This is a genomic window from Sphingopyxis fribergensis (assembly GCF_000803645.1).
GTDB classification, from domain to species: Bacteria; Pseudomonadota; Alphaproteobacteria; order Sphingomonadales; family Sphingomonadaceae; genus Sphingopyxis; species Sphingopyxis fribergensis.
Genome location: NZ_CP009122.1, coordinates 3,337,352 through 3,354,400 on the forward strand (window position 1 = coordinate 3,337,352; position 17,049 = coordinate 3,354,400).

General features: G+C 64.3%; 15 protein-coding genes and 1 tRNA gene. 9 read left to right on the forward strand and 7 right to left on the reverse strand.

Translation table 11 applies throughout. The features are described from left to right. Positions 1-44 precede the first annotated feature (44 nt). Together SKP52_RS15430 and SKP52_RS15435 are read left to right on the forward strand one after the other, a co-directional pair. Positions 45-851, forward strand: a complete 807-nt coding sequence (locus tag SKP52_RS15430) for a lipid II flippase Amj family protein (RefSeq protein ID WP_081997401.1) — start codon at positions 45-47, stop codon at positions 849-851. Further along, positions 844-1,692, forward strand: a complete 849-nt coding sequence (locus SKP52_RS15435; protein WP_039576167.1) for a DUF817 domain-containing protein — start codon at positions 844-846, stop codon at positions 1,690-1,692. Before SKP52_RS15430 ends, SKP52_RS15435 begins: the two co-directional genes overlap by 8 nt. On the opposite strand, the gene SKP52_RS15440 is transcribed toward SKP52_RS15435, so the two are convergent. The 4 genes from SKP52_RS15440 to SKP52_RS15455 are packed head-to-tail and all read right to left on the reverse strand — an operon-like array spanning position 1,689 to position 5,723. Continuing rightward, positions 1,689-2,933, reverse strand: coding sequence for a M24 family metallopeptidase (locus SKP52_RS15440; RefSeq protein ID WP_039576169.1), 1,245 nt, complete (start codon positions 2,931-2,933; stop codon positions 1,689-1,691). The genes SKP52_RS15435 and SKP52_RS15440 overlap by 4 nt on opposite strands. Positions 2,934-2,949: 16 nt before the next feature. Then, complete coding sequence (locus SKP52_RS15445) at positions 2,950-3,960, reverse strand: hypothetical protein (RefSeq protein WP_039576172.1); 1,011 nt, start codon at positions 3,958-3,960, stop codon at positions 2,950-2,952. 12 nt (positions 3,961-3,972) lie between these two features. After that, complete coding sequence (locus tag SKP52_RS15450; protein ID WP_039576174.1) at positions 3,973-5,178, reverse strand: exo-beta-N-acetylmuramidase NamZ family protein; 1,206 nt, start codon at positions 5,176-5,178, stop codon at positions 3,973-3,975. Continuing rightward, the gene (locus SKP52_RS15455) at positions 5,175-5,723 is read right to left on the reverse strand and encodes a DOMON-like domain-containing protein (RefSeq protein ID WP_039576176.1); all 549 of its coding nucleotides are present in this window, start codon (positions 5,721-5,723) and stop codon (positions 5,175-5,177) included. The genes SKP52_RS15450 and SKP52_RS15455 overlap by 4 nt, the downstream gene beginning before the upstream one ends. Positions 5,724-5,778: 55 nt before the next feature. Between SKP52_RS15455 and tyrS the strand changes: the two genes are divergently transcribed. Together tyrS and SKP52_RS15465 are read left to right on the forward strand one after the other, a co-directional pair. Then, positions 5,779-7,005: a tyrosine--tRNA ligase gene (gene tyrS, locus SKP52_RS15460; protein WP_039576178.1), complete on the forward strand. Its 1,227-nt coding sequence runs from the start codon at positions 5,779-5,781 to the stop codon at positions 7,003-7,005. A 74-nt stretch (positions 7,006-7,079) separates the two neighbouring features. After that, positions 7,080-7,421: a PilZ domain-containing protein gene (locus SKP52_RS15465; RefSeq protein WP_039576180.1), complete on the forward strand. Its 342-nt coding sequence runs from the start codon at positions 7,080-7,082 to the stop codon at positions 7,419-7,421. Here the strand turns inward: SKP52_RS15465 and recG are convergent. After that, the gene (gene recG, locus SKP52_RS15470) at positions 7,418-9,484 is read right to left on the reverse strand and encodes an ATP-dependent DNA helicase RecG (RefSeq protein WP_039576183.1); all 2,067 of its coding nucleotides are present in this window, start codon (positions 9,482-9,484) and stop codon (positions 7,418-7,420) included. The genes SKP52_RS15465 and recG overlap by 4 nt on opposite strands. A 159-nt stretch (positions 9,485-9,643) precedes the next feature. On the opposite strand from recG, the gene SKP52_RS15475 reads away from it, so the two are divergent. Both SKP52_RS15475 and mfd read left to right on the forward strand, forming a co-directional pair. Beyond that, positions 9,644-9,904, forward strand: coding sequence for a succinate dehydrogenase assembly factor 2 (locus SKP52_RS15475; protein WP_039576185.1), 261 nt, complete (start codon positions 9,644-9,646; stop codon positions 9,902-9,904). Further along, positions 9,901-13,395, forward strand: a complete 3,495-nt coding sequence (mfd, locus tag SKP52_RS15480) for a transcription-repair coupling factor (protein WP_052208370.1) — start codon at positions 9,901-9,903, stop codon at positions 13,393-13,395. The genes SKP52_RS15475 and mfd overlap by 4 nt, the downstream gene beginning before the upstream one ends. Positions 13,396-13,493: 98 nt before the next feature. Here mfd and SKP52_RS15485 read toward each other — a convergent pair whose 3' ends face one another. Together SKP52_RS15485 and SKP52_RS25550 are read right to left on the reverse strand one after the other, a co-directional pair. Then, positions 13,494-14,690, reverse strand: a complete 1,197-nt coding sequence (locus tag SKP52_RS15485; protein ID WP_039576186.1) for a GGDEF domain-containing phosphodiesterase — start codon at positions 14,688-14,690, stop codon at positions 13,494-13,496. Beyond that, entirely contained in the window at positions 14,687-15,007 is a 321-nt protein-coding gene (locus SKP52_RS25550; protein ID WP_228383668.1) for a hypothetical protein, read from the reverse strand. The genes SKP52_RS15485 and SKP52_RS25550 overlap by 4 nt, the downstream gene beginning before the upstream one ends. A gap of 9 nt (positions 15,008-15,016) precedes the next feature. On the opposite strand from SKP52_RS25550, the gene moaA reads away from it, so the two are divergent. The 3 genes from moaA (at position 15,017) to SKP52_RS15500 (ending at position 16,969) form a co-directional block, all read left to right on the forward strand. Then, a complete protein-coding gene (gene moaA, locus SKP52_RS15490) occupies positions 15,017-16,033 on the forward strand; it encodes a GTP 3',8-cyclase MoaA (protein ID WP_052208372.1) in 1,017 nt (338 codons plus the stop codon). Positions 16,034-16,063: 30 nt separating this feature from the next. Further along, on the forward strand, positions 16,064-16,834 hold the full coding sequence (locus tag SKP52_RS15495; protein ID WP_039576190.1) for an NAD kinase: 771 nt from the start codon (positions 16,064-16,066) through the stop codon (positions 16,832-16,834). 60 nt (positions 16,835-16,894) lie between these two features. Then, positions 16,895-16,969, forward strand: a tRNA-Asn gene (locus tag SKP52_RS15500). Positions 16,970-17,049: the final 80 nt, after the last annotated feature.

The following is a 17,049-nucleotide window of genomic DNA, read 5'->3' on the forward strand; positions in this document are numbered from 1 at the left end:
GACTTCGCTCGACACGAACGGATTTCTCCGTATTGGGCTCCGCAATGATCGACCTCCCCCTCGTCACCATCCTGCTCCTCACGGGTTTCATCAACCTGATCGGCGCGCTTGCCTATGCTGCGCGCATCGCCGGTGTCCGCACGCGGCGCATCGCGATGTCGTTCGCGCTGTTCAACATCCTCGTGCTCTTCTCGCGCACGTCGAACAGCTTCCTCGGCCCCTTTCTCGCCAAAAGGATCGAGACGCGGATCCACGACGGCAGCGGCGCCTCGCTGTTCATCGACATGCAGTTTGTGCTCGCTGCAGCGAGCGTCGCGACGCTGATCGGAATCCTGCTTGTGCCCACCGGGCAGCGCATGTTTGCTACGGCGATCGGCTGGTATCAGACCAACCGCTCGACAACGAAGCTTGCGCTGAAAGCGATGAGTCGCAGCGGGCTGCGCACGGCGCACCAATCGCTGCGCATCCCCAGCCTCGCACATCTCAAGAGCTGGAGCATGCCGAAGGGGATCAGTTGGGGCGTGCTGATCGCCAACTGCCTCGCGCAATCCTTGCTAGCGGTCGGCGTCGTTGCCTCGCTCTACGCGGGCTATCTGGCGCCCGAATTCCGTGTCACAGCATCGCAGCTATCGGCACTGATCAACGGCTTTGCGACGATCCTGCTTTTCGCCTTCATCGACCCGCAGCTATCGGTGATGACCGACGATGCCGTCGAGGGCAAAGTCGGCGAAGGCGAGTTCCGCCGCGCGATCATGCTCATTTCGCTGAGCCGTCTCGCAGGCACCATCCTCGCCCAATTGCTACTGATGCCCGCCGCGCTACTTATCGCCTACGTCGCCGTGCATGTCTGAACCACCGCGCGGGCACAGTCGCTTCCACGCCGTCCGCTCGCGGCTGGAGGCGATGGCGGTCACGCCCGGGCCGCGCGGTTGGTTCGTCGAATTCCTCGTCTTTGGGTTCAAGCAGGGTTGGGCGTGCCTGTTCGGCGGCCTGATGCTCGCCCTGCTCCTCGGCACGCACCTTTTCTGGCCCGACGACGCCGCGCTCCACCGCTACGACGCGATCACGATCGGCGCGATACTGATCCAGCTCGGCATGCTCGCCTTTCGGCTCGAGACGCCGAAGGAAGCGCTCGTCATCCTGATCTTTCACATCGTCGGCACGGTGATGGAGCTGTTCAAGACCGCCGCCGGATCGTGGCAATATCCCGAGGCGAGCTTGCTCCACATCGGCGCGGTGCCGCTCTTCTCCGGCTTCATGTATGCTGCGGTCGGCAGCTATATCGCGCGCGTGTGGCGCATCTTCGACTTTCGCTACACCGGCTATCCGCCGGTTTGGTCGAGCTACGCGCTGGCAGTCGCGATCTACGTCAATTTCTTTGCCCACCACTGGCTGTACGACAGCCGCTGGTTCCTGTTCGCGGCCACCGCGTTATTGTTCTGGCGTTGTCAGGTGTGGTTCCGACCCCTCCACGTCCATCGCCGCATGCCGCTACTCGTCGGCTGGGGCCTTGTCGCTTTGTTCATCTGGTTCGCCGAGAATATCGGCACCTTCGCGCGCGCCTGGACCTATCCGAGCCAGAACGATGGCTGGCACATGGTTGGGTTCGAAAAGCTTGGCAGCTGGTATCTGCTGATGATCATCTCGTTCGTTCTCGTCAGCCTGGTCCAGCGGCCGAAGCTGCCCGACTAGCCAAACGGCTTGTCGATCGACGGCGGCGGTTCGCTGAACCATTTCGGCCCGCTGTCGGTCATATAGAAACAGTCCTCGAGCCTTATGCCGAATTCGCCGGGAATATAGATGCCCGGCTCGTTCGAGAAACACATGCCGGGCGCGAGCTTCGTCGTTTCACCGCGCACCAGATTGACCGGCTCGTGCCCGTCGAGGCCGATACCGTGCCCAGTGCGGTGCGAGGTGCCGGGCAGCTTGTAGCCGGGGCCCCAGCCAAGGCTTTCATAATAAGCACGCACCGCGTCATCGACCTTGCCGGCGGGCGTGCCGAGATTGGCGGCGGCGAAAGCGACATCCTGCCCCTTGCGCATCTGATCCCAGACCTGCCGCTGACGCGGGCTAGCCTTGCCATAAACAAAGGTCCGCGAGATGTCGGATTGATAGCCGTGCACCGTCGCGCCGCAGTCCATGAGCACGACTTCGCCGCTCTTCACCGCCTGCGGCTTGCCCGACCCGTGCGGATAGGCGCTCGCCTCGCCGAGGAGGATCAGCTCGAACTCGCTCTTGCCGCCAAGCGCCTCGGTCGCGCCCTTCATGATCGCGCCAATATCGGCCGGCGTCATCCCCGCCTCGACGCGCGGGGCGGTGTGGCGATAGGCGGCTAGCGTGATGTCGGCGGCGATCTGCATCAGCGCGATTTCGGCGGCAGATTTGTGCATGCGGCAACCGCGCACGACCGGCGCGCCGTTGACCACCGTCGCCTGCGGCATCGCTTTTTCGAGGCCATCAACCGCGAAATAGCGCACCGTTTCTTCGACGCCGATGCGCCCCTTGGTCAGCCCGCGCTTGCCAAGCCAGGCGGCGACGGTGGCGAGCGGGTTCTCGTCCTCGTTCCACGTCAGCACCTCGGCTTCGATGCCCAGGCTCTCGCGCACCGACGGTTCCTCGAAGAAGGGCGTAATGATGGCGACTTCGCCTTCGCGCGTCAGCACCGCAGCGGTCAGCCGTTCGCTCCGTGACCAGCGCACGCCGGTGAAATAGATGAGGCTAGACCCCGGTTCGATCAGCAGCGCGCCGATATCGTTCGCGCGCATGAGCTCTTTCGCTATGGCGATCCGCGCCATGCGCTCGGCCCTGCCGATGGGAACGGCCTTCGCGGCGAGGTTGGAAAGGTCCGCCGTGTCGGCCGCGAGCACCGGGGCGGGTAAGGTCGCTGCCAGCACGCCGATTGCCGCGGTGCCCAGAAATTGCCGTCGCTGCATCATTGCTTTCTCTCCGTCAGTTTCGGGGCGTCATGGGTATCGATTGGATGGTAGGCGGCGGCAATTTTTCATTGAGACGCCGCATCTCTCCGCTGCGGCGATCGCTATATTGCCTCATCAGGTCTTGGCAGAACCGCCGGGTGGTCCGCGTCCCGAGCAGGCCCGGCTCTGCCACGATTTCGGCCCATGAAAGTCCATCAGCAACGCACATCAGATCTTGGAAGTCCCCCGCATAAAAATCGTCAGAAAAATAGGCAAATAATCGTCCGCGCCGCGTCGCCACGACCGATGCCGCCCAGTTATCGTCGATCAACGGTATCGCCCAGGTCACACCATCCCCGGCTTTCATCATCTTCGACGAAGCAGCGACGGGATCGAAAGGCCGATATGCCGAAGCTTTCGGCCGAACTTCCCGGATCAACGTGACGCTGAGCTCGCCTGCCGAAACCTTGTCTTCGACGATATAGTCGGGCTTGGCTTTGCGGCCTTTCCACTCATCCAGCATGGCCAATTGATCCGCCGGCGGCGGCTTGCAACCAAGGTCCGACATATACATGCCCGCCCAGTTCAGCCCGGGCGCGATCGGCCCGCCCGGAAGGCGGTCCCATCGCATTTCCATCCGGCACAGGTCGATCTTGTCTTTTCGCTCGATCCGGCCATTGTTATAATCGTCGAGCGTTGCATAATTGCCCAAAGGCATGACGTAGAATACGCCCTTGCGGGGTGTCACCGCGCCAATGATGATCCGCGGGCGCGATGAGTCGATAGGAAAAATAGAATAAACGCCGACCTGAGGCTGATATTTCGGGTCGCGCCCTTCTTCTGCTGCCCGTTTCCGCAGCAGGCCAACGACATCACGATGAGATTGCTTCAGACGTTCGATATTGGTCCCGCCGGGGAACGGCAGCGTAACGACCTCACGCTCGACAACGGATGCCGTTGACGGCTCAGCCGCGCAGCTTGCGATCGGAAACGCAAGCGCAATGCTGATCGCAGCCGTCAAGCTTCGCTGCCATATCGTCGGCATTTCTTTGCCCCCTCAATAAATCAGCAGATCGGCAATCTCGTCCCGCCACGCCGCCTCGTCGGGCATCGCCAGTGCATCGAGATCGCCCGCCACCGCGCCCGCATCGTCGACCCACTCGCGCAGGCCCGGACCGCCGTTGATCACGTCGATCGCGAGCACATCGTCGGTATATTCATATTTGAAATCCTTCCCGCGCCAGATCGGATAGTCCGGATAGAGGCTGCGGATCGCCTTGAAGCCCAACGCCTGCACCCGCCACGGCTGGAACGCAGCATCGTCGTACCACGGCCCGTCGGCGTGGATATGCACGCCACTGCTCAGTTGCCCGACATGCTTGTGAAAGGTCGGCTGGAACCAGATATCGCGCAACCTGCACCCGCCGAGCCATTGCGGCGCGAGGCGCTGCATTTCCGCGATCACCGCCTTGGCGTCGATGTCGGGGGCGCCGAAGAGTTCGAGCGGGCGCGTCGTACCCCTGCCCTCGCTCAAGGTCGCGCCTTCGACCATCACCGTGCCGGCATAGGCGCGCGCCATGTTGACGTTCGCGGCGTTCGGGCTGGGGTTGATCCATACGCGGCCCTCCGGCCAGCCGAAGCCGGGGCCTTTCGGGTCCCAGCCCTCCATCCCGATAACGCGATAATCGACGTCGAGCCCGAAGTGGCGAATGAACCAATGCCCCATCTCGCCCATCGTCATCCCGTGGCGCATCACCATCGGTCCCGCGCCGACGAAGCTTTCCCAGCCGGGCTGCAACAAAGTGCCCTCGACGGGGCGCCCCGCCGGATTGGGCCGGTCGAGCACCCACACCGCCTTGCCATGCTGCGCCGCAGCCTCGAGTATATACAGGAGCGTCGTGACATAGGTGTAGATGCGGCAGCCGAGGTCTTGCAGATCGACCAGCATCACGTCGAAGGTGTGCATCGACTGACCCGACGGCCGCCGCACCTCGCCATAGAGGCTGAACACCGGCATGCCATAGACCGGGTCGGTGAAGTCGGGCGACTCCATCATATTGTCCTGAAGGTCGCCGCGCACGCCATGCTGCGGCCCGAAGACCGCAGTGATATCGAGCCCCGCAGCAACGAGCGCGTCGACGCTGTGCGTCAGGTCGGCAGCGACCGATGCGGGGTGCGCGAGTAGCGCGACGCGCTTGCCTTCGAGCGGTTTGCGGAGCGCCGAGTCGGCGAGCAGGCGGTCGATACCGAAAAGAACAGTCATGCCGCGTCGGGTGCCCCAAGCGTCAGCGCAAAGCAATCGGGATGATGGAAGTCGGGCTTGCCCGGCGGGTGCGCCAGCGCCCAATAGCTTTTGGTGCCGTCGACTTCCTCGATCACCGCCGACAGCGCGAGCTTGGCTCCATTGTCGGGAAAGATGCCGGGTTCGACGCGCAGCGCATAGCTTTGATCGTCCTTCTCCGCCGCCATTTTCCACGGCGCGAGATCGTCGGCACGCAGCAGCGAGCGATAATCGTCGAACTGGTAACAGGCCCACCGCCCGTCGGGGCCATAATTGAACTCGGTGTAATCGGGTTCGCCTTCCTCGGTCAAAAAGGCTTCGAAGCAGGTGCTTTCCCACAATCCATCGGTTGCACTGTCGGCGATGACAAGTTCGCCCTGCCCGTCGGGCAGAACCAGCGCGGCGATCGCACCGTCGACGATGAAGCGCAGCGCAAAACCGTCCTCGAACGACAGGCTGACCTCGACCGCGACCGCGCGCACGGCCTTCCCCGGCGTCGCCGGGTGACAGATCAGCTCTTTGCGCATGCTATCCAAATATCAAACCCCATGCTAAGCGCGCCCCGCTTTCAAAGAGGCCGCTATGACCAGTTACAAATCCGACCTGCTGCGCCTGCTCGACGAGCGAGGCTATATCCATCAGACGACCGACGCGGAAGGGCTCGATGCGCTTGCCGCGAAACAGGTCGTGCCGGGATATATCGGCTTCGACGCGACCGCGCCCAGCCTGCATGTCGGCAGCCTCGTCCAGATCATGATGCTGCGCCGCCTGCAACAGACGGGGCACAAGCCCGTCGTGCTGATGGGCGGCGGAACCACGCGGATCGGCGACCCGACCGGCCGCGACGAAAGCCGCAAGATGCTATCGGACGCGACGATCGCCGCGAACATCGCCTCGATCTTCAGCATCTTTCAGCAATATCTGACCTTTGGCGACGGCCCGACCGATGCGGTGATGGTCGACAATCAGGATTGGCTGGGCAAGCTCGGTTATATCGAGCTGCTGCAGGAAGTCGGCACGCACTTCACGATCAACCGCATGATGACCTTTGATTCGGTCAAGCTGCGGCTCGAGCGCGAACAGCCGATGACCTTCCTCGAATTCAATTACATGATCCTGCAAGGCTATGATTTCCGGCACCTGTCGAAGGACATGGGCGTCCGTCTGCAGATGGGCGGATCGGACCAGTGGGGCAATATCGTCAACGGCATGGAGCTTGGCCGTCGGATGGATGGCGCCGATTTGTATGGCCTGACGACTCCGCTGCTGACCACCGCCGCGGGGGCCAAAATGGGCAAAACCGCCGCTGGAGCCGTGTGGCTTAATCCCGCACAACTGTCCCATTTTGACTATTGGCAATATTGGCGCAACTGCGACGACCGCGACGTCGGCAAGTTCCTGAAGCTGTTCACCGACCTGCCGATGGACGAGATCGCGCGATTGGAAGCGCTCGAAGGCGCCGAGATCAACGAGGCGAAAAAGATCCTCGCCAACGAAGCGACCGCGATGTGCCGCGGCGCGGACGCCGCGAAGGCCGCCGCCGAGACCGCGACGCAAACCTTTGAAAAGGGACAGATCGGTGGCGACCTTCCGCAGGCCGTCGCGCCCGCCGAAGGGATCAGCGTTGTCGATGCCTTGCGCGAACTGGGCTTTGCAGGGTCGAACAAGGAGGCGCGCCGCAAGCTCGAAGAGGGCGCGGTGAAGGTCGATGGCGCAGTCGTTCGCGACCCGCAGCAGCTGATCCAGCCGGGCGCCGATCCCGTGCCGCTCAGCCTCGGATCAAAAAAACATGGCCTTGTGATCCGGTAACGCTCACAAACGCATTTACCACTTCTTCAGCAATCGGATGGATCGTCATGGCCAAATCAACAAGGTCCACGAATATGCGCAAGATCGACACCAGCAAGGCCCACTATGTAGGCCTCGACCAGCGGATCGCTCCGCGTAGCGACGTCTATTGCCGCCTGCCCTTCGTCATGCCCGACGGACGGCAGGAAATGTGCACCTGCGTCAACATCAGCGCCGACGGCATGCTGATGCGTTTCGAACGCGGGCTGGAGATCGGCGATCTCGTCGTATTCCGCATGCCGATCGTCGGCCGCATCGCGGCCAAGGTCGTCTGGTCGATCGGCGGCAAGACCGGCGTGCAGTTCGACAAGTCGATTTCGGTCGAGGATTATCTGCCGATGATCCGCGCCATGGGCGCGCGGGGCGACGTCAACTAACCACTCCGCAACAGCGGCACCGCCGCGTCGCGTTCGAACAGATACAGGCAGAGCCGCACCGCTTCCGCGCGTGCGCCGTCCATTCCGCCATCGCGCTCGACAAATAGGCGTGCGTCGTCGTGCGCCACGGGCAGCAGACGGACGAGTTGTTCGGGTGCCGCGAGCCGGTAGTCGGCATCGCCCGATTGTTTGAGTCCGAGCAGTTCGCCGCCACCGCGTAGTTCGAGATCTTTTTCGGCAATTACGAAACCGTCGTTCGTATCGCGCATCAGCGCGAGCCGCTCGCGCGCGGTTTCCGACAGATTCTGCGAGCGGAGCAGCAGGCACACCGACTTCGCGGTGCCGCGCCCGACGCGGCCGCGCAGCTGGTGGAGCTGGGCGAGCCCGAAGCGGTCGGCATGTTCGACGATCATCAGGCTGGCGGCGGGGACATCGACGCCGACCTCGATCACTGTCGTCGCGACGAGGACGCCGATTTCGCCCGCCTGGAAGCGCGCCATGACGTCATCCTTCTCCGGCCCCTTCATCCGCCCATGCACCAGTCCGACACGTTTTTCACCCAGCCGCGCGCGCAGCAGGCCCGCGCGCTCCTCGGCCGCCGCAAGCTCGCTGATCTCGCTCTCGGCAACGAGCGGGCAGACCCAATAGGCCTGCGCGCCGCTCGCCAAATGGCGGTCGAGCCCATCGACGACCTCGTCGAGCCGATCGACCGAAACGACGCGCGTATCGATTGGCGTGCGCCCTGGCGGCATCTCGTCGATTTGCGATACGTCCATTTCGCCGTGATTGGCGAGTTGCAGCGTGCGCGGGATCGGGGTTGCGGTCATCACCAGCAGGTGCGGCGGGCGGGCGGCCTTTTGCGTGAGCATCAACCGCTGCGCGACGCCGAAGCGATGCTGTTCGTCGACGACGACGAGCGCGAGATCCCTGTACGTCACCGCCTGCTGGAAAATCGCATGGGTGCCTATGAGGATATCGATGCTGCCGTCGGCAAGCCCCATCAGCGTCGATTCGCGGGCCTTCCCCTTGTCGCGCCCGGTCAGGATCGCGAGGTTCACCGGCAGGCCCGCGAGCATCCGTTGCAATGTAGCAAAATGCTGGCGCGCGAGGATTTCGGTCGGCGCAAGCAATGCCGCTTGGGTCCCTGCCTCAACCGCCGCCAGCATCGCGCGCAGCGCGACGAGCGTTTTGCCCGACCCCACATCGCCCTGCAGCATTCGCAGCATCGGCGTGTCCTGCGCCATGTCGCCTGCGATCTCGCGCCCGACGCGCTCCTGCGCTCCGGTCAGCCCGAACGGCAGCTTGAGCGCCTCGGTCAGCCGACCGTCGCCGACGATCGGGCGGCCCTTGCGCGTGCGAAGGCCCTGGCGGATCAGCATTAACGCGACCTGGCTGGCAAAAATCTCGTCGTAAGCCAGCCGGTCGCGCGCCGCTTCGTCGCGCGGGCTCGCATGCGCGCGTTCCATCGCCTCGCACCACGCGGGCCAGTTCCGGCTGGCGAGCAACGGCGCGTCGATCCATTCGGCAAGCTCGGGACGCCGTTCGAGCGCGATCTGCCCCAGCTGCGACAGTCGCGCGTTGGTGAGCCCTTCGGTCAGCGGATACACGGCCTCATGCTCGGCGATCCCCGCCTCGTCGCCCGGCTCGACGACCTGATCGGGATGCACGATCTGTCGCATGTCGCCATAGAGGTCGAGCCGGCCCGAGACACGGCGCTTCTCGCCCAGGGGAAAGAGTTTGCGCGCGAGCCCTGACGTCCGCCCGAAATAGACGAGCCGGACATGGTCGCCCGCATCGTCGAACGCCTCGACTCCGAACGGGGCTCGGGGCGACCTGCCCGCGCGATAATCCTGCGCGGTCAATTCGACGATGATCGTCTGCCCCGCCTGCGCCTGGTCGAGCCGCTCGACTGGGAAGCGCGAGATCAATCCGGTCGGCAAATGGAACAGCACGTCGACGACGCGCTCCAATCCCAGCCGCGTCAGCGGCTTGGCGAGCTGCGGTCCGACGCCTTTCAGGTCGGTGAGCGCAGCAAAGAGCGGATTGAGGATTTCGGGTCGCATCGCCCGGCGTGTCTAGCCTCGTATTTCCGCTCATGTCGAGCGAAGTCGAGACACCTCGCAGGCAAGCGCGCGACCGATGGGCATCTCGACTTCGCTCGATGCAAACGGGTTGGGGAAACGGCGGTTGATACATCGCCCGACAAGGCTAAAAGGCCCGCCATGCAAGACCGCCTCAAACGCCTGAAATTCCGTGCCTGGCACCGCGGCACGCGCGAGGCCGACTATATGATCGGCGGCTTTTTCGACCGCTATTCGGCGGGTTGGAGCGAGGAAGAGATCGCCTGGTACGAGATCGTCGTCGAGGAAGATGATGTCGACATCATGGCGTGGGCGCTGGGCACCGGTCAGCCGCCCCCCCATCTCGATCGACCCGAGATGATCGCCGCGATGCGCCGCCTGGACTATATCCCGCTGCCATGACGATTCCCGCCGCCGACATTTTCGCCGCGATCGGATCGGCGCCGACTCCGCTGACGCTGGCGCGCGCAGCCGACGGCTTCCTGCCGCTGCTCCTCGCCGACCTGGCGCGCGCAAGCGACAAGCGCCTCGTCTATGTCGCGACCGACGATAGCGCGATGCAGGCGATCGCCGACGCCGCGCCCTTCTTCGCCCCCGACCTTGCCGTCCACCGCTTTCCGGCGTGGGATTGCCTTCCTTACGATCGCGCCGGACCGTCGATGCGCGTCAGCGCCGACCGGCTTGCGACGCTCTCCGCGCTGCAACTGCCGCCGAAACGGGGCGAACTGATCCTGACCACCGTCGCCGCGATCACTCAGCGCACGCTGACGCCCTTCCGCATCCGCCAGCTCGCCACGACGCTCGCGGCGGGGCAGCGGATCGACCGCGACGCGCTTGCCGAACTGCTCGTCTCGAACGGCTTCAGCCGCGTCGACACCGTCGCCGATCAGGGCGAGTTCGCAGTGCGCGGCGGTATCCTCGATCTCTTCCCCGCCGGCGAAGAAACGGGCCTGCGCGTCGATTTCTTCGGCGACGAGATCGAGAGCATCCGCCGCTTCGACCCCGCCGACCAACGCAGCCTCGGCCCCGCCAAGGCGTTGCAGCTTCTCCCGGCATCCGAGACCTTGCTCGACGAAGCGACGATCAAGCGGTTCCGCTCGGCCTATCGCGACCTGTTCGGCGGCCAGTCGACGGGCGACCCGCTGTATCAGGCAGTGAGTGAGGGCCGACGGCAGGCGGGCATGGACCATTGGTTGCCGCTGTTCGAGGAACGATTGGCAACTTTGTTCGACCATATCGATCCCGCAACTCCCGTGCTGCGCGGCCACCGCACCGAGGCGACCGCCGAGACGCGTTTCGCAGCAATCAGCGACTATCACGCCAACCGCGTTGCCGCCGAACGCGAATCGCCGGGCAGCTATCGCCCGCTGACGCCCGAGACGCTCTATTTGGCCGAACACGAATGGGCCGGAGCCTCGTCGGATCGCCCAATCCATATCGTCACCCCCTTCGACGTGCCCCCAAGCGCAACGGTGGTCGACCTCGAAACCTTCGCCGCGCGCGATTTCACCCCCGAGCGCACTGCCGACCTCAACGTCTATGACAAGGTTGCCGACCATCTGTCGGACGAGCGGCGCAAGGGCCGGCGTACAATCATCGCCAGCTATTCGGGCGGCGCGCGCGAGCGCCTGTCGGGGCTGCTGCGCGACCATGGCGTCACTTCGCTCGCCCCCGCCGACAGCTGGCAGGAGGCGCTCGGCACCGCCTCGGCGGAAAGCGGCGGCGCGACCGCGATGGTCGTCCTGCCGCTCGACCATGGCTTTGCGAGCGACGCGATCAGCCTGCTTACCGAACAAGATATCCTCGGCGAGCGTCTCGTCCGGCGGCAGAAGCGCCGCAAGAGCGCCGATGCGTTTCTGGCGGAACTCGCGACGCTCAGCGTCGGCGACCTTGTTGTCCATCTCGATCACGGCATCGGGCGATATGAGGGACTGACCCAGATCCCGGTCGGGAGCAGCCCGCACGATTGCGTCGCGCTCACCTACGCCGGCGGCGACAAGCTGTACGTCCCCGTCGAAAATCTCGATGTCCTCTCGCGCTATGGCGGCGAGAGCGACGGCGTCGCGCTCGATCGGCTCGGCGGCGAAGCCTGGCAGCGCCGCAAGGCGCGGATGAAGGAGCGCATCCGCGAGATCGCGGGCGAGCTGCTCGCAACCGCGGCGCAGCGCGCTTTGCGCTCGGGCGAACTACTCGCGCAGGATGCCGCCTATCCCGCGTTCGCCGACCGCTTCCCCTATCAGGAAACTGACGATCAGGACCGCGCGATCGGCGATGTGCTCGCCGACATGGCATCGGGCCGCCCGATGGACCGGCTCGTTTGCGGCGACGTCGGGTTCGGCAAGACCGAGGTCGCGCTCCGCGCCGCCTTCGTCGCGGCGATGGCCGGGGTGCAGGTTGCGGTGGTCGTGCCGACGACTTTGCTCGCACGCCAGCATTACACGAATTTCGTCGAGCGTTTCAAAGGCTTCCCGGTCAACATCGGCCGCCTCTCTCGCCTAGTTCCGGCAGGTGAAGCGCAAAAGACGCGCGAAGGGCTCGAAAGCGGTCATATCGACATCGTCGTCGGCACCCATGCTGTGATCGCGAAATCGGTCGAGTTCAAGAATCTCGGCCTCGTCATCGTCGACGAAGAGCAGCGTTTCGGGGTCGTGCACAAGGAGCGGCTGAAGCAGCTCAAGACCGACGTCCACGTCCTGACCCTCACCGCGACACCGATCCCGCGCACGTTGCAGATGGCGATGTCGGGCTTGCGCGAACTCAGTGTCATCCAGACGCCGCCGGTCGACCGCCTCGCGGTCCGCACCTATGTGGCGCCGTGGGATCCCGTGGTGCTCCGCGAAGCCTTGCTGCGCGAGCATGACCGCGGCGGACAGAGCTTCTTCGTCGTGCCGCGGATCAAGGATCTGCCCGACATCGAGGAATTCTTGCGCAACCGCGTGCCCGAAATCAAATATGTCGTCGCGCATGGCCAGATGACCCCGACCGAGGTCGAGGACCGGATGAGCGCCTTCTACGACCGCAAATATGACGTGCTGCTGTCGACGACGATCGTCGAAAGCGGGCTCGATATCCCGAGCGCCAACACGCTGATCATCCACCGCGCCGACCGCTTCGGCCTCGCACAGCTCTATCAGCTGCGCGGGCGCGTCGGCCGATCGAAGACGCGCGCCTATGCCTATCTCACGACCCCCGAGCATGGCGCGATCACCGATACCGCCGAAAAGCGGCTGAAGCTGCTCGGCGATCTCGACACATTGGGCGCGGGTTTCCAGCTGGCGAGCCACGACCTCGACATTCGCGGCGCGGGCAATCTCGTCGGCGACGAGCAGTCGGGGCATATCCGCGAAGTCGGTTTCGAACTTTATCAGTCGATGCTCGAGGAGGCGATTTTAGTGGCAAAGGCCGAGGGTGCTGGAAAGCTGCCGCCGCGCGAAGCCTTGTCGCCCACGATCACCGTCGACGCGCCGATCCTGATCCCCGAGGATTATGTCCCCGACCTACCGCTGCGCATGGCGCTCTATCGCCGCCTCAACGACGCCGAGGATCGTCCGGCGCTCGATGCCTTCGCGGCCGAGATGATCGACCGTTTTGGGCCGCTGCCGCCCGAAACCGCGAACCTTGTGCAGCTGATGGAGATCAAGGCAAACGCGAAGCTCGCGGGGATCGCCAAACTCGATGTCGGCACCAAGGGCGCGCTCGTCAGCTTCCACGGCGACCAGTTCGCCAATGTCCCCGGGCTGATCGCCTATGTCGAACGGCTGAAGGGCCGCGCGCGCCTTCGCCCCGACAACAAATTGTCGATCAGCGGCGACTGGGTGAGCACGGGTGCGCGATTGAACGGCGCGCTCCAGCTATCGAAGGGATTGGGCAAGCTGGCGAAGCAGGTGGCGTAACGTCGCCTCGTCATTGCGAGGAGCCGAAGGCGACGCGGCAATCCAGAGCCCGCGTAAACCGCCCTGGATTGCTTCGCTCCGCTCGCAATGACGAAGGGCTATTCCATCAACGCCAGCAGTTGATCCGCCGGCACCGGCCCCGACTTCAGGAAGCCCTGCCACGTCGCGACGCGCAGTTCGGACAGGCGCGTCAGCTGACGCTCATTCTCGATGCCCTCGGCCACCACCAGCAACCCCAGAGCGCGCGCGAGGTCGACGATCGCGCGCACGACGATGCGGTCGCGATCGCTGCCGTCGATCGTGCGGGTAAAGCCGCTGTCGATCTTGAGATAGTCGATCGGCAGCCGTGCCAGCAGCGACAGGCTGGAATAGCCGGTGCCGAAATCATCGATCGCGACCGCGACGCCAAGCGCGCGGATCTGCGCAAGTTGGTCGGCGGCGCTCGCTGGGTCGCTCAGCATCGCCTGTTCGGTCAGTTCGAGCGTCAACCGGTCGGGGTCGACCTTCGCGGCTTTTGCCATCGCGGCGAAACGTCCCGCGAATTCGGGATCGCCCAGATCGGCGGCGGTGATGTTGAGCGAGACGCGCAGCTTGGCTAGCGCCTTGGGCCAGTTCGCCATTTCGGCGAGCGCGACGCGGTGCGCATGTTCGGTAAGCTCGCATTCGAGCCGCGCCGCGCGCGCCGCGGTGACCAGCGGCCCGGCGCCTAGCAGGCCGAGTTCGGGATGCTGCCAGCGCAGCAGCGCCTCGACCCCCGTCATTTCACCGGTCGCGACGTCATATTGCGGCTGGTAATGGATCACGACCTCATTCCGCGACAGCGCGGCGTGGACCATCACCCCGTCGCGTGCCGAGGCCGGCCGCGACAGCTGATCACCGGCATGGCGAAGCTGTTCGGCGACCGATTCGTCGCGCGTGATCAGCGCCGCGGCGATGCGGATAGACAGGCGGCCGTTCGGATCGCCGACGATCGGCTCGGCGAGCGCGACGTGCAGCGCGCGTTCCTGGGCGCGAAGCGCGCCGAGCGACAGCGGTGTCGACGGGACGATCAGGAAGCGCGGACCCTCAAGGCGGTCGACGCACGATCCCTGCCCGAATTCGTCGCTCGCGAAACTTTCGAGCCGGCGTCCGATCTCGTCGAGCACCGAATCGCCCGTCGCCTTCCCCGCGCTGTTGTTGATGCGCGCCATCTGGTCGACCTGGACCAGAATGACGCCCGCGTCGGCATCGTGCCGCGCGTGCAGGGCTTCGATTTTGCGGGCGCAGGCGGAAAGGGATTCGGACAGGCGATTCATCGCATTTCCATAGAGTCAGCATCCACCAATTGCACGTTCGAGGCATCGAAATGGCAAAGATATCGGGTTCGGGTGGCCGCCGCGAGTAGCATCGCTACCCGCAAGGTCGCGCGCGCACGAGATCGAAGCCATTTCGACGTCCCTTCGAGGTTTGAAGCGATTTTGCCCATGGCTTCGTCGGCAAGTCTGGAAATATCGACATATTCCTGCGCCTTGCCTCCTCGCCCTGAGCAAAATCGCTTCAAACCTCGATCGCGCAATTGGTGGATGCTGACCCTAGCAGGCTTTGCTTGCCAAGTTCCTGCCTTTTGCATCAATATGGGCGCGTGGCTGTCACATTTTCCCATAGCGTCGCGCGCGCAGCATCATTGATCGACGGACATGGCCGCCGGATCAGCTATTTACGCCTGTCAGTTACCGATCGCTGCGACCTGCGCTGTCGTTACTGCATGGCCGAGGATATGACCTTTCTGCCCAAATCGGCGGTGCTCAGCATCGAGGAAATGGGCGAACTTGCCGAGCGCTTTGTCGCGCGCGGGATTCGTCGCATTCGCCTGACCGGGGGCGAGCCGCTGGTGCGGCGCGGGATCGACACGCTGGCGATGCGTCTGGGGGCAATGATCGGTCATGGCCTCGACGAGCTGACGCTAACCACCAACGGCATGCGGCTCGCCGAGCATGCGCCGATGCTCGATGCAGCGGGCGTCCGTCGGATCAACGTCAGCCTCGACACGCTCGACAAACAGGCCTTTCAGCACATCACCCGCGTCGGTGACCTCGATGTCGCGCTGCGCGGCATCGATGCGGCGCGCAGCGCGGGGTTGGCGGTCAAGATCAATATGGTCGCGCTCGCCGGGCTCAACGAAGATCAGCTGCTGCCGATGCTCGATTATTGCACCGCGAATGGCTGCGACCTCACGCTCATCGAAACGATGCCGCTCGGCGACGTGGAGGATGACCGCAGCGATCATTATATCCCACTCCACCACTTCATCGCGCCGCTCCGCGAAGCACGCGCCATCTATCCGGTCGACAAGCGCACCGGCGGTCCGGCGCGCTATTTCGCGGTCGAAGGCAGCCCGGTGACGCTCGGGCTGATCACGCCGCTCAGCGATAATTTCTGCACGACGTGCAACCGCATCCGCCTGACGGTCGAAGGGCGCGTCTATATGTGCCTCGGGCAGGACGACCATGTTGACCTCCGCGCGGCGCTGCGCGAGGGCGGCGATCTGGATAGCTTGATTGATGGCGCGTTGGCTGGCAAACCCCGCGCGCATGACTTTCATATCGAAGGAAAGTCCAAACCGGCGGTCGCGCGTCATATGAGTGCAACGGGCGGCTGACAGGCCGTCCGCGAGGGGAACCGGACCAAAATGCATCGCAAGATTGCGCTAGTCGCATCGAACGCGCCCGCGGCCATGGAGGCGGAGGCCGAACTGCGCCCGCTTTATGACTTCGTCGACCTCGCCGAAGCCGATTTGCTGATCGCGCTCGGCGGCGACGGTTTCCTGCTCCACATGCTGCACCAATTGCTCGACCAGCGCCGAAGCATGCCCGTTTTCGGGATGAACCGCGGCACCATCGGTTTCCTGATGAACGAGTTTCGCATCGAAGGGCTGGTCGATCGGCTCGCCGCGGCGCGTCCCTTCCTGATCCACCCTCTGTCGGGCGACATCACGACGATCAGTGGCGAGCGCCACATCCTGCCCGCGATCAACGAAATATCGCTACTGCGCGAAACGCGTCAGGCGGCGAAGCTCGAGGTGATGATCAACGAAAAGACGATGCTGGAGGAACTCGCCTGCGACGGTGTGCTGGTATCGACTCCCGCGGGATCGACCGCCTATAACCTCAGCGCCAACGGTCCGATCCTGCCGCTCGAATCCGAAATGCTGGCTTTGACGCCAATCAGCCCCTTCCGCCCCCGCCGCTGGCGCGGCGCGCTCGTCCCCGAATCGACGAGCATCCGCTTCAACGTGCGCGAGGCGGCAAAACGCCCGGTCAGCGCCGTCGCCGACCAGCGCGAAATCCGCGATGTGAAGACGGTGCTGGTCACGACCGACCGCAGCCGGCCCCTGACTTTGCTGTTCGATCCCGATCAGGGATTGGACGAACGCATCGCGATGGAACAATTTATCGTTTGAGGCCTTGCAAAATGCGCCAAGCGACGGCAAAGGGGCCGCCTTGCCGCGTCGGCGGCGTGTTCCTCGGTAGCTCAGCGGTAGAGCAATCGACTGTTAATCGATCGGTCGTAGGTTCGAATCCTACCCGGGGAGCCATTTACCTTCCAGTTTAGCGCAGTTTTCCGCCCCGTTTTGGACTGCGCGGAAATTGGTTCCCACACTGGCACCCCACTTCG